This window comes from Vibrio sp. E14, assembly GCF_020515785.1.
Taxonomy (GTDB): Bacteria; Pseudomonadota; Gammaproteobacteria; order Enterobacterales; family Vibrionaceae; genus Vibrio; species Vibrio diabolicus.
Genome location: NZ_JAHPJI010000002.1, coordinates 702,343 through 714,542 on the forward strand (window position 1 = coordinate 702,343; position 12,200 = coordinate 714,542).

12 protein-coding genes are annotated in these 12,200 nt (G+C 45.2%); 2 read left to right on the forward strand and 10 right to left on the reverse strand.

All coding sequences use genetic code 11. The features are described 5' to 3' along the window. Window positions 1–29: 29 nt before the first annotated feature. The 8 genes from deoA to LIX84_RS08515 form a co-directional block, all read right to left on the reverse strand. Window positions 30–1,358, reverse strand: coding sequence for a thymidine phosphorylase (deoA, locus tag LIX84_RS08480; protein ID WP_048625940.1), 1,329 nt, complete (start codon window positions 1,356–1,358; stop codon window positions 30–32). Window positions 1,359–1,455: 97 nt separating this feature from the next. Next, window positions 1,456–2,232: a deoxyribose-phosphate aldolase gene (gene deoC, locus LIX84_RS08485; RefSeq protein ID WP_006742378.1), complete on the reverse strand. Its 777-nt coding sequence runs from the start codon at window positions 2,230–2,232 to the stop codon at window positions 1,456–1,458. Between the two features lie 581 nt (window positions 2,233–2,813). Beyond that, entirely contained in the window at window positions 2,814–4,097 is a 1,284-nt protein-coding gene (locus LIX84_RS08490) for a NupC/NupG family nucleoside CNT transporter (RefSeq protein WP_226421091.1), read from the reverse strand. Window positions 4,098–4,301: 204 nt separating this feature from the next. Continuing rightward, window positions 4,302–5,075, reverse strand: coding sequence for a TatD family hydrolase (locus LIX84_RS08495; RefSeq protein WP_226421092.1), 774 nt, complete (start codon window positions 5,073–5,075; stop codon window positions 4,302–4,304). After that, entirely contained in the window at window positions 5,062–5,259 is a 198-nt protein-coding gene (locus LIX84_RS08500) for a DUF5363 family protein (RefSeq protein ID WP_046875042.1), read from the reverse strand. Before LIX84_RS08500 ends, LIX84_RS08495 begins: the two co-directional genes overlap by 14 nt. A 95-nt stretch (window positions 5,260–5,354) precedes the next feature. Further along, complete coding sequence (prfC, locus tag LIX84_RS08505) at window positions 5,355–6,944, reverse strand: peptide chain release factor 3 (protein WP_012841453.1); 1,590 nt, start codon at window positions 6,942–6,944, stop codon at window positions 5,355–5,357. 146 nt (window positions 6,945–7,090) lie between these two features. Then, window positions 7,091–7,546, reverse strand: a complete 456-nt coding sequence (gene rimI, locus LIX84_RS08510) for a ribosomal protein S18-alanine N-acetyltransferase (RefSeq protein ID WP_226421093.1) — start codon at window positions 7,544–7,546, stop codon at window positions 7,091–7,093. Window positions 7,547–7,601: 55 nt separating this feature from the next. Further along, entirely contained in the window at window positions 7,602–8,012 is a 411-nt protein-coding gene (locus tag LIX84_RS08515) for a DNA polymerase III subunit psi (RefSeq protein WP_203343383.1), read from the reverse strand. 150 nt (window positions 8,013–8,162) lie between these two features. On the opposite strand from LIX84_RS08515, the gene LIX84_RS08520 reads away from it, so the two are divergent. Continuing rightward, complete coding sequence (locus LIX84_RS08520) at window positions 8,163–8,609, forward strand: hypothetical protein (RefSeq protein WP_203343384.1); 447 nt, start codon at window positions 8,163–8,165, stop codon at window positions 8,607–8,609. 64 nt (window positions 8,610–8,673) lie between these two features. Here LIX84_RS08520 and LIX84_RS08525 read toward each other — a convergent pair whose 3' ends face one another. Together LIX84_RS08525 and ubiT are read right to left on the reverse strand one after the other, a co-directional pair. Further along, entirely contained in the window at window positions 8,674–9,177 is a 504-nt protein-coding gene (locus tag LIX84_RS08525; RefSeq protein ID WP_226421094.1) for a GNAT family N-acetyltransferase, read from the reverse strand. After that, window positions 9,161–9,688: a ubiquinone anaerobic biosynthesis accessory factor UbiT gene (gene ubiT, locus LIX84_RS08530; protein ID WP_005394645.1), complete on the reverse strand. Its 528-nt coding sequence runs from the start codon at window positions 9,686–9,688 to the stop codon at window positions 9,161–9,163. The genes LIX84_RS08525 and ubiT overlap by 17 nt, the downstream gene beginning before the upstream one ends. A 362-nt stretch (window positions 9,689–10,050) precedes the next feature. Here ubiT and LIX84_RS08535 point away from each other — a divergent pair, with 362 nt between their 5' ends. After that, window positions 10,051–12,090, forward strand: coding sequence for a sensor domain-containing protein (locus tag LIX84_RS08535; protein ID WP_047008947.1), 2,040 nt, complete (start codon window positions 10,051–10,053; stop codon window positions 12,088–12,090). Window positions 12,091–12,200: the final 110 nt, after the last annotated feature.

Sequence of the window (12,200 nt, forward strand, 5' to 3'; positions counted from 1 at the left end):
GAGTAGGCCTTGTGTAATTACTTGTTCTATTAGATATCTTCTGCACGAATTTGGCGGTAAACCTCTGGAGTTGGTGTGTACTCACCACCTACTTTGATTGCACTGCGCAGTGCTTTTGCCGCTTCTTCCCACTGCTCTTCGCTGCGAGCGTGGATAACGGCAAGAGGTTTATCGCTATCTGCAACTTCACCCAAGCGGATGAACTCGTCGAAACCTACGGCATAGTCGATTTCATCAGTAGCAACACGGCGACCACCACCCATAGCAACGACAGCCATGCCAATCGCACGCGTGTCCATTGCTGAAACAATGCCCGTTTCCGTCGCGTAAACAGGCTTGATGATTTCCGCTTTTTCTAGGTAGTTATCGTAGTTTTCTACGAAGTCTGCTGGGCCGCCAAGACCAGCAACCATCTTGCCGAAGCATGCTGCTGCTTTGCCGTTGTCTAGCGCTTCCATCAGTTTTGCGCGTGCGTCTTCTGTGTTCTCAGCCAGTTTGCCAAGTACCAGCATTTCTGCACAAGAGGCCATGGTAACTTCAAGTAGGCGTGGGTTACGGTATTCACCCGTTAGGAAACGAACCGCTTCACGAACTTCCACCGCATTACCTGCCGAAGAGGCCAATACTTGGTTCATGTCTGTCAGGATTGCAGTGGTCTTAGTACCCGCACCGTTTGCTACTGCTACGATTGATTTCGCTAGCTCTTCAGACGCTTCGTAAGTTGGCATGAATGCACCAGAGCCGACTTTAACGTCCATCACTAGCGACTCCAGACCCGCCGCCAATTTCTTAGAAAGAATGGAAGCCGTGATCAGAGAAATGTTGTCTACGGTTGCGGTAATATCACGAGTCGCGTAAACACGCTTATCCGCAGGAGCTAGGTCACCAGTTTGACCGATGATCGCCACACCTGCATCTTTAGTTACTTGCCCAAACACATCGTTGCTTGGTGTGATGTTGTAGCCTGGAATAGACTCAAGCTTATCTAGCGTACCGCCTGTGTGGCCAAGACCACGGCCAGAGATCATTGGTACGAAACCGCCGCATGCTGCCACCATAGGGCCAAGCATCAAAGACGTTACGTCACCCACACCGCCGGTAGAGTGTTTGTCGACAATTGGGCCACCAAAGTTCATGTGGCTCCAGTCGATAACCATGCCCGAATCACGCATTGCACACGTTAGGGCGATGCGCTCATCCATGGTCATTTCATTGAAGAAAATCGTCATAGCAAACGCCGCGATCTGACCTTCAGATACGGTGTTATTTGCTACGCCTTGAATAAAGAAGTTGATTTCGTCTGCGGTAAGTACTTCACCGTCACGTTTTTTACGAATGATTTCTTGTGGTAAATACATTAGTGCCTCCCATGCTCTCAGTGAGCCATGGTTAAGTAGGATAGAAGAGGTTTGGTAGCACCCGTTTAGGTGCTACCGTTCAGACATATTATTGGGATTAGTACGCTGCTGGATCAGCAGTTTCGTCTGTCACTTCTAATGTATTTAGTAGGTTAGTTAGCAGGCTAGACGCACCGAAACGGTAGTGACGGGCATCAACCCAGTTGTCACCTAGGATTTCGTCAGCCATTGCTAGGTATGCAGCTGCGTCTTCAGCAGTGCGCACACCACCTGCTGGCTTGAAACCAACAGTTTCTGCAACACCCATGTCGCGAATCACTTCAAGCATCATGCGTGCATATTCTGGTGTTGCGTTTACTGGCACTTTACCAGTTGAAGTTTTAATGAAGTCAGCACCTGCTTCAATACAGATTTGAGATGCTTTCTTGATTAGTGCTTCTTCTTTTAGTTCACCCGTTTCGATGATCACTTTAAGAAGAATATCACCACAAGCCTCTTTACATTGCTTAACTAGTTCGAAGCCTACTTTCTCATCACCCGCCATTAGCGCGCGGTATGGGAAAACAACGTCAACTTCGTCTGCACCGTAAGCAACCGCCGCTTTTGTTTCAGCAACAGCGATTTCGATGTCGTCGTTACCGTGTGGGAAGTTCGTTACTGTTGCAATGCGAACCTCTGGCGTACCTTGCTCACGAAGTGTCTTCTTAGCAATAGGAATAAAGCGAGGGTAAATACAAATTGCAGCTGTGTTGCCTACTGCTGTTTTCGCGTCATGACATAATGAGATCACTTTTGCATCAGTGTCATCGTCATTCAACGTAGTTAGGTCCATAAGTTTAAGTGCACGTAGCGCTGCTGCTTTTAAATCGCTCATTTCTATCTCCGATCAATATTCAAAAAATTCACTACTCAGCCTTACATCACGTCTCTAACTATAATCAACAAGTCGAGACAATGTGAGTAAATGGCTAAACAGTCTATTAATGAACGGACTTGGTTCCCTGAAGACTCGGCATATACAGCGAAAATTTCATATGCCAATTGCTATCCTTGTCACCGCACAGTACCAGTTTGGCCTATGGCACAACAATCTATGATTGCGGTGTCTTTAATATCACATCACACAGCAAAACGCCTATTAGATCTGATATTGCTGGGCAAGTCATTTGCCCATCGATTATGTAATATTCATTACGTGATTAAGTATCAACCTTAACCACTATCCTGTGATTAATACATTATAGAGTTTCACCGCAAAACTGTAGCACCAAATAGAGCGCAAACGGTTTGTATCTCAAAATTTCCTAGCCCCTATTTCATCGGCTGCGTAACTCATAGACTGAGTCCGGCACCCGGTGAGACTTTAGAGCCCGAAAAACGAAAAATGCCCCGCAGCAATCTCTTGCTACAGGGCATGATGTAAAACGGCGTCTATATATTAAGAACCGATTCTAATTATAGTGCTGCAAGGCTTAAGCAGAAGCCTGCAATTGTCGCTGCCATAAGGTTGGACAACGTACCTGCAAGAACAGCTTTGATACCCATGCGAGCGATGTCACTACGACGGCTTGGTGCAAGGCTACCTAGACCACCAAGTAGAATCGCGATAGAAGAAAGGTTCGCGAAACCACATAGTGCGAATGAGATGATAGCTGTTGTCTTCTCAGACATTACTTCACCAGTTGCCGCGATTACTTGAGCGTTTTCACCTAGATATGGTGTGAAGTTCAAGTAAGCAACGAATTCGTTCACTACGATTTTCTGACCGATGAATGAACCAGCAGTTACTGCTTCAGCCCATGGAACACCGATTAGGAATGCTAGTGGAGAGAATGCGTAACCTAGGATTAGCTCTAGCGTTAGTTCTGGCATGCCGAACCAACCACCGATGCCACCTAGCATACCGTTGATCAGCGCGATTAGACCAACGAATGCGATTAGCATCGCACCTACGTTAAGCGCAAGTTGTAGACCAGAAGCCGCACCGCCCGCTGCTGCGTCGATTACGTTTACTGGTTTGTCGTCGCCGCCGTCCATCGCTTCTTCGATACTTTCGTGAGGCTGGTCAGTCTCTGGGTGAAGGATTTTAGCGAATAGTAGACCACCAGGTGCCGCCATGAATGATGCTGCTACTAGGTACTCTAGTGGAACACCCATTGAAGCGTAGCCCGCTAGTACACCACCAGCAACAGAAGCTAGACCACCACACATTACCGCGAATAGCTCTGATTGAGTCATTTTTGGAACGAATGGACGAACAACTAGAGGTGCTTCTGTTTGACCTACGAAAATGTTTGCTGCTGCTGACATTGATTCCGCACGTGAAGTGCCCAGCGCTTTTTGTAGTGCGCCACCAAGAATCTTGATAACCCATTGCATAACGCCAATGTAGTAAAGAACTGAAATCAGTGCAGAGAAGAAGATCAGTGTAGGAAGAACACGGAATGCGAAGATGAAACCGCCGCCGCCGAATACTTCGAACATCTTGTCAGAAACAAGACCACCGAACAGGAATGATGAACCATCGTTACCGTAGTTGATAACGTTAGAAACACCTGAAGAGAAACCGTTTAGTAGATCACGGCCCCAAGGTACATACAGAACAAATGCACCTAATGCGAATTGGATAGCGAATGCGCCACCCACAGTTCTTAGATTGATAGCTTTTCGGTTATTAGAAAATGCCACTGCAATCGCAAGAAGCACTACCATACCGATTAGGCTCATAAACAGGCTCATAGTTTATGACTTCCTTATAAGTTATTTATTGGCGTGTAACAAAATGGAGCTATAAAGCGGGAGCAATTATACTCATGCAGAATCAATTAAAGTAATGCCAGCCTCACACTTTCCTATAAGATTCATGATTGATTCAGCCAGCTTTGTGAGTTAATTCACAATAAGCAGGAAAACGTTTTCTATTTCAAACCACATCTTTAGATTTTATTCACATATCGAGAAAGCAAAATTGCTATTTTCCCATAACTGAGAGGCAATCGATTGCTTTGAGCCTTTATGCAACTCTACGAGCTCATTAAAGACGTGAATGAGTTTGGCTGGGTGATTCGACTCCCCTTGATATCCAAGTATAGGCATATCCGGTGCATCTGTTTCGATCACGAGATGTTTGAGTGGTAATTTTTGAATTGCGTCGCGCGTTTTCTTCGCTCTTAGGTAGGTGATGGTTCCTCCTACACCGATAAAAAAACCTAATTTGACCCACTCCATTGCTTGCTGATAACTCCCAGAGAAAGCATGTAGCACACCGCCCCGAGGGAGCTTCGCCGCTTTAACCATTTGAATAAGGCGATTGTGCGCTTTTCGGCTATGTAAAATAACTGGGAGTTCGAAGCGTCTAGCCAGTTCAAATTGAACTTCAAGTGTCTCTTCTTGCAACTGTGGGTCAACATCAATGGCAAAATCTAGCCCACACTCTCCTATTGCCACGCACTGGGGAGCATTTTGTTTTAGATAATGTTCCAATTCAGCAAAGTGCTGCTCGACGCTATCTTCAAGAAAATACGGATGAAACCCAAGGGCATAATACAAACTGGCATGTTGATCTGCCAAGGTTTGAATACGAGCCCAGTTTTGAGGTCCCACTGAAGGAATCAGAATTCTTGTCACTCCTTGCGTTTGAGCTAGCTGAAGTTGATGTGCAAAGTCACCTTGGAATACATCAAAGTCAAAGTGACAATGGGTATCAAAGAGCTTCATCTTGAGACTTTTTATCTGTACCGACAAACTGAGAATCAGAAAATAGCAGAGCTTCACTGTTCTCTTCATTTTGATGGGCAGGATCTTTTCGATACGGAACGCAGCTGCGTTTTTGATCGGGCGTTAGTCCCATCTCCTTGCACCAGTCGTCGTAACGCTTCAATCCTCGTTTAAACCAGTTCATATCTCATCCTTATAAAAAACGCCCTTGGCTAAGTTTATAGCCAAGGGCGTTTTAAAATCTAGTTTGCGTTAAAGCTTACCCAAACCGCTTTTTGATTAGTGCTCACGCGTCGCACGGAAATCAATATCAGGGAAACGCTCTTTCGCCAAGTTTAAGTTAACCATTGTTGGTGCAATATACGTTAGGTTATCACCACCATCCAATGCTAAGTTTGCTTGGTTCTTACGTTGGAACTCATCCAGTTTCTTCGCATCATCACACTCAACCCAACGCGCAGTTGCAACGTTGATGCCTTCATAAATCGCTTCAACGTTATATTCAGACTTCAAACGAGCCACAACAACATCGAACTGAAGTACACCAACGGCACCAACGATCAGATCGTTGTTTTGTAGTGGACGGAATACCTGTACCGCACCTTCTTCTGATAGTTGCACCAAGCCTTTTAGTAGCTGTTTCTGCTTTAGTGGATCTTTCAGGCGAATACGACGGAACAGTTCCGGGGCAAAGTTCGGAATACCAGAGAACTTCAGTGACTCACCTTGAGTAAAGGTATCACCAATCTGGATAGTACCGTGGTTATGCAGACCAATGATATCACCCGCGTAAGCGTGTTCTGCACGTGAACGGTCACCAGCCATAAAGGTTACAGCATCAGAGATACTCACCTGCTTGCCAAGACGAACGTGGTTCATCTTCATACCCTGCGTGTAAGTACCCGATACAATACGCATGAATGCGATACGGTCACGGTGTTTCGGGTCCATGTTTGCTTGGATCTTGAATACGAAACCAGAGAACTTCTCTTCTGTCGCTTCAACTTCACGCTCAACCGCTTGACGCGTTTTCGGTGCTGGTGCCCACTCTGTTAGACCGTCTAGCATGTGGTCTACACCGAAGTTACCTAATGCGGTACCGAAGTAAACTGGCGTCAGGTCACCTGTTAAGAACATTTCCAAATCAAACTCAGGGCAAGCACCCATAACAAGCTCAAGCTCTTCTCGAACACTTTCCGCAAGGCCTGCACCGACTTTTTCATCAAGCTCTGGGTTATCTAGACCTTTGATGATTCGAACTTCTTGAATCTCATGACCGTGACCAGATTCGTATAAAATCGTTTCATCACGGTGAATGTGGTACACACCTTTAAACTCTTTACCACAGCCGATTGGCCACGTGATAGGCGCACACATCATGCCCAATTCGTTTTCTACTTCGTCCAATACTTCCATTGGATCACGAACGTCACGGTCAAGTTTGTTCATGAAGGTCACGATTGGCGTATCGCGTAGACGGGTTACTTCCATCAGCTTACGAGTACGATCCTCGACACCTTTCGCTGCATCGATAACCATCAAACACGAGTCGACTGCCGTTAGAGTACGATATGTATCTTCCGAGAAGTCTTCGTGTCCAGGAGTATCAAGTAGGTTTACCAGGCAATCATTGTAAGGGAACTGCATCACAGACGTGGTTACCGAGATACCACGTTCCTTTTCCATTTCCATCCAGTCTGATTTTGCGTGCTGTGCATTACCACGACCTTTAACCGTACCTGCTTTTTGAATCGCGTTTCCGAATAAAAGGACTTTTTCAGTAATGGTGGTTTTACCCGCATCCGGGTGAGAAATAATAGCGAACGTTCTACGTTTAGACACTTCGCTTAGAAAAGGAGTATTTGACATGAAACTGGTCTTCTTTGATGTCTGAATGCTTGCTCGAAAAGCAAACACGCTTTTTAGATTCAATATTGCGCGGTATTCTCGCTTATTATTGCCTCAGGGGCAACTGATCGCTTTAGGGGCGACTTCCCTTATGGGATGCGTTAACGTTAGTGAAAGAAGAGATAACTCATGATGATCGCATCTTCTTTTCCCGTGCCAGTTTTCGCAGGGTAATAATTATGACGTCGATCAACTTCATTGAATCCAGCTTGTTCATAAATATAAATAGCAGGCTTATTACTCTCTCGCACCTCAAGCCAAGCACTCTCCGCTTTTGATTGCTCACAATGTTCTAAGAACGCATCCAACAGTTTTTGACCATAGCCTTTACCCTGAAGATGCGGCGCGATAGCAATATTCAGCAACGTAACTTCACCGACAATATTCTGCGCATAAAAGTAGCCAATCACCATCTCGCCATCGAGCATCACATGATGACATGCTCCACGGCTGGATAAATCACGTACCAAAGACTCTGCCCACGGATGCGAGTGTGCTTGCTGCTCAATTTGCCAAACTTGCTCTAAGTGCTCAGCGCACATTGGTAAGATTTTAGTTGTCATTATTTACCTAGGGGTTCATGTGCAATACCAATTGCAGTAAAACGGGGATTAATGCTTATTTGCTCGAATTGTTGTAAGAACAAATCTGTTGCCAAAGTGCACGTTTTTGTTGGGTATTCCCATCCACATCTTGCAACAATGGCGATGTCAGCGGTTTAGTGTCAGGCAATACTTCGGCTTCACATCCTGCAAACCAAACCCACTCAAGCTCGTGCTGGCCAAGTAATGGAAATCGCTCTGGCTTAATATGTAACGCTTGGTCAAGCGTTAACTTCATACTCTTTAGGATGTTTTCAAACAAAACTGCCGTCTCATTCTCTGGACATACCGGAGAGATCAACAGGAGTTTGCAAGAACTTTGCAAATCGATTTTTGGCGATTGGTAACCTGCCAATCTATCTGGGTGTACCAGCTCCCATGTGCTGATCCCCATTTCGTGTAAATACTGTTTCTCGTTAATTGACATTTTCCGTCACCTATTTGAACGAGGGCAATCCTAACAAATAATCGTGATTATACCTAAAGGACTTCAAGGAACACCTCAATACATTGGAATGATTGAACTGTTCTGCCTATGACAATGGCCACACCGTAGGTATAACATATGAGGTACATTATGAAATTCTTACCTACACTGCTGCTTTGCGCACTGGTAGCCGCCACCAGCATGAGTGTTTTTGCTAATAACAGCGATGAGTGGGAGCTGATTGCAACGAAAACCGTCAAATTCCAAACAGAAACGGATACCGTGACACCAAATAGCCTATTCCGAAATCGCAGCTTCAGTAAAATTAAACTGAAATGTGTGCAGGGCACGGTAGACATTAACGACTTAAAAGTCGTGATGACGGACGGTAGTGAGAAAAAGCTAACCTCTATGGGTGTGCTAACAAGTGGATTATCGACTCGAGCATGGAGCCTTCCTGGCTCAAAAGAAGCGAAGCTAAAACAGATTGAAATGACTTACAGCAGTTGGGGCAGCAGAAAACTCAATGTTTTAGGGCTAAGTAAGAAAGCAAAAATAGAGGTTTGGGGTAAGAAGAAAAGTGACCAGTCGTCTTAATCTCCCTATCTCAGTTTTCAATGAACTAAGAAAGAAGCCCACTGAGTTAGTGGGCTTCTTTCGTTTACAGTTCAGAGAACTCTGGCGCGTAATCTATGCGTCCGGAGCGTCCGGCACATTGACCTTCGACCAACTCTGCGATACGAAATGCACCTTTAGGAACATCCCAAGCGCATTCGAATCCTATCTCGTCGCATGATTGAAAGCCCTGGCGCGCGTAATAATCAGGATCGCCCAACACCACACACACTGGATAGCCAAAATCACGCAGTGAATCAAAACCTTCTTTGATCAACTCTGCAGCGATGCCTTGGCGACGGTAATCTTCATGAACAGCCAATGGCGCCAGCCCTTGCCACGACAAATCTTCACCATTTAAGGTCACTGGGCTAAATAAAGCATGGCCTATCACCTCTCCCTCATCTGTACACGCGACTAAGGAAAGTGTGAATTTGCTGTTTTCGCGCAAACGCATCACAAGCTTAGCTTCAGCTTCCGTCGGGAAGGCGTGTTTCAATAAGCGGTCAATGGTAAGAATGTCCGCAGGGGCTTCAGTTCGAATAAGCATTCGCTACTCCGGTTGGTTGTGCTGGCGCTTGAACCCCTTTCTGAACAAAATCAGCCAATTGATTCAAAGCGACTTGCATTGCTTTCGGTAACTGCTCTAAGTCGACACTGTCCATTAAGTTTTTCACTTCTAAGCCAAGCTCAGTATCGCCTTCAATTGAAAGGCGACGTTGGAAGAACAGTGTGTCAGGGTCTTCTTTACGACCAGCAATCAGTACTAGGTCGTTTAGATTACCACTAAAACTCACATCTTCCTGAACTGGTTTTTCAGCTACCACTAATTTTTCGTCTTGATAGCTGATGTACCATGCTAAGTTCAAGTCTTTAATCGCAACTTTTAACCACTTGTCTTCAAGGAACTCAAAGTCACCATCTTCCAAGGCTTCTTTAAACACCATTTTTAGCCCCTCCAGCAATGCTTTTTGCTGAATTGGCTGTGGTAATAACTGGACTGGAGAACGCAAAATGTTAGCTGCGTTCTTTACTAGTTGACTGCGAATCTTGTTTAACACGTTCATTATCCGTTACTTTGTCATTAGGTTGCCTATATTAAGCAATCGTGGCAATGAGATTACTGTTATGTATCAATAAAGTGCTTATTTTAGATTGGTGGATTATTGTTCACTAACGCTTTTTTTTTTGAAGTTACGTGTATTATTGATGCGAACAGGTGGATAAACACTTTTACAACCGTATTTTCAAAGTTATAGTTATCTGAGCGTATCCATGTGATTGTCGACTGTAAAGTTAAAACCGCGAGCCCTTTAATGGCAAGCGATACTGGACTTGATAGTAGACCGCCGCAGGCTTATCAGGGTGTCGCTTTTTATACACGGACGAATAATCTGGCTCATTGGAGATCGGTAATACCCTAATGCCTTCCCAGCAATTAAAACATTGGTTTGCCACGCTAACCTCAAATAGCCCTTTCTTCTTTGCTATTCTTGACAAAAAACACAATTATCGAATGGTAAGTGACCGTTACTGCGATATCGCAGGTTTAAGTCATGAGGAAATCATCGGCTTAAACGATTGCCAGGTACTGGGTGAGCAGTTTTATAAAAAGCTGGCCCCTTATTATCAGCGTGCATTCAAAGGAACGCATGTCGAAGCCGAAATCACCCTCGATGAAACCGACCTTGAAACCAGCCTGCACTTTAGTCTGTCACCGGTTTTTGAAGGTAACGAAATTCGCTTTGTCGTTTTTCACGCCGTGGATACTTCAGAAAAGCAGATCCTCGTACGCTCCTTAGAGGAGTCCGAAAGTAAGTTTGCGAAATTAACACAACTACTGCCTGACGGTCTGCTGCTTATCGAAGATGACATTATCATCTCTGCCAACCCTGCATCAGCACGCCTTCTGGGACTGAACTCTCCCCATGAGTTGCTAGGCGAAGAGCTCAGCCGTTTATTCATCGATGAAAACAGCAAGAAAGTGTTTAGTCATCGTTTGAGTACATTAATTTCTGACAAGCCTTTTGTTTGCTTAACCAGCGCGAGATGTGGCTTTGAACGAAAAGTTCAGTTACACGCTGATTCCACGGCGATATTAGGCAGCGAGTCTCAAATCATCTTGATCCAAGACGCTGACGATACACCTAAGAATTTGTCTTCTGCATCGAATGAAGACATACATATTGATTCGCTCACCAAACTCTACAACCGCTTTGGTTTTACCAAACGTTTGGAACAGCTGATCAAAAAGCAAACGCCGCTTCTGGTGTTCTATTTGGATATCGATAACTTCAAAAACATTAATGACTCACTTGGTCACCACATTGGCGATAAAGTGATTCAAGAGGTATCGGCCCGTCTTAAACGATTACTGCCAAATCAAGCGATTATTGGTCATTTGGGTGGCGATGAGTTTGGCGTCATTCTGCCAGAACCAGAAAATACCCGCATGGCTGAAATTTTGTCAGATCGCATTATCTCGTTGATCAACCAGCCTTTCGACTTGCACCACTTCAGTAAACGCCTTGCGTGCTCAATTGGTAGCGTTCGTTACCCTGAAGACGGGCAAGATGCGAGAATCCTGCTACAAAATGCCGATACTGCGATGTATGAAGCCAAAGATCGTGGCCGAAATCGCTTGATCAAATTTAACGACCAGATGAACAAAGAAGCGCGCATGCGTTTGTGGCTTGAAATCGAACTGCAAAAAGCATTGCAGCAGAACGGTTTGGAGGTGTGGTATCAACCAAAGGTTAACGCGCGTGACTTCAGCATTAACGGTGCCGAAGCGCTCGTTCGTTGGAAACACCCTGTCGAAGGTTACATTAGCCCAGGTTCATTCATTCCTGTCGCCGAGCGTGCAGGGTTAATCGAACACCTTGGACGCGTCGTGATGCGTGATGTTTTCAATACGGTAAAACGTTGGAAACAACAAGGCATACTGCCAGGTCGTGTCGCTATCAACCTCTCTCCCGAGCAATTTGGTAACCCACAGCTGATCGACTTTATGGAAAAGTTGCTTCGCACTACCGAGCTTGACCCAAGCTGCATTACCTTCGAGCTAACCGAAAGTGCCGTGATGAGTGATAGCGAGCATACACTGCAAATGCTGAATGCGATTAAGAAACTGGGCTTCGCCCTCTCTATCGATGACTTTGGTACTGGTTACTCTTCCCTTTCCTACTTAGCGCGCTTCCCTATCGACGAGCTGAAAATCGACCGCGCGTTTATTAACGATATCGACACACTACCCAAACAGGTCACTGTGATTGAAAACATCATTAATCTGGGTAAGTCACTCGACTTGACGGTCGTTGCCGAGGGGGTGGAAACCCACCAGCAAGCTACTTTGCTCTCTAACCTTCAATGTAATGCGATTCAAGGATTCCATTTTTATCGCCCGCAGCCAAAACATGAAATTGAAGAGCTGTTTGTACAGAATCGTCGTCACAAGAACTAACCCTGACTCAATACCCTTACTCTCAAGGGGTAAATATCGACTTTATTGAGCTAAACCTAACTTAGGTCAATTTCGCTATTCATAATTCTTCATAAAATGCGGACACCTTT

Excerpts from the sequence above, each read along its gene's own strand:
- LIX84_RS08490 (WP_226421091.1), bottom strand. The coding sequence starts at position 4,097 with ATGAGCCTGTTTATGAGCCTAATCGGTATGGTAGTGCTTCTTGCGATT.
- LIX84_RS08500 (WP_046875042.1), bottom strand. The coding sequence starts at position 5,259 with ATGAACTGGTTTAAACGAGGATTGAAGCGTTACGACGACTGGTGCAAG.
- LIX84_RS08495 (WP_226421092.1), bottom strand. The coding sequence starts at position 5,075 with ATGAAGCTCTTTGATACCCATTGTCACTTTGACTTTGATGTATTCCAA.
- LIX84_RS08515 (WP_203343383.1), bottom strand. The coding sequence starts at position 8,012 with ATGTCAATTAACGAGAAACAGTATTTACACGAAATGGGGATCAGCACA.
- LIX84_RS08525 (WP_226421094.1), bottom strand. The coding sequence starts at position 9,177 with ATGCTTATTCGAACTGAAGCCCCTGCGGACATTCTTACCATTGACCGC.
- prfC (WP_012841453.1), bottom strand. The coding sequence starts at position 6,944 with ATGTCAAATACTCCTTTTCTAAGCGAAGTGTCTAAACGTAGAACGTTC.
- LIX84_RS08520 (WP_203343384.1), top strand. The coding sequence starts at position 8,163 with ATGAAATTCTTACCTACACTGCTGCTTTGCGCACTGGTAGCCGCCACC.
- rimI (WP_226421093.1), bottom strand. The coding sequence starts at position 7,546 with ATGACAACTAAAATCTTACCAATGTGCGCTGAGCACTTAGAGCAAGTT.
- deoA (WP_048625940.1), bottom strand. The coding sequence starts at position 1,358 with ATGTATTTACCACAAGAAATCATTCGTAAAAAACGTGACGGTGAAGTA.
- LIX84_RS08535 (WP_047008947.1), top strand. The coding sequence starts at position 10,051 with ATGCCTTCCCAGCAATTAAAACATTGGTTTGCCACGCTAACCTCAAAT.
- deoC (WP_006742378.1), bottom strand. The coding sequence starts at position 2,232 with ATGAGCGATTTAAAAGCAGCAGCGCTACGTGCACTTAAACTTATGGAC.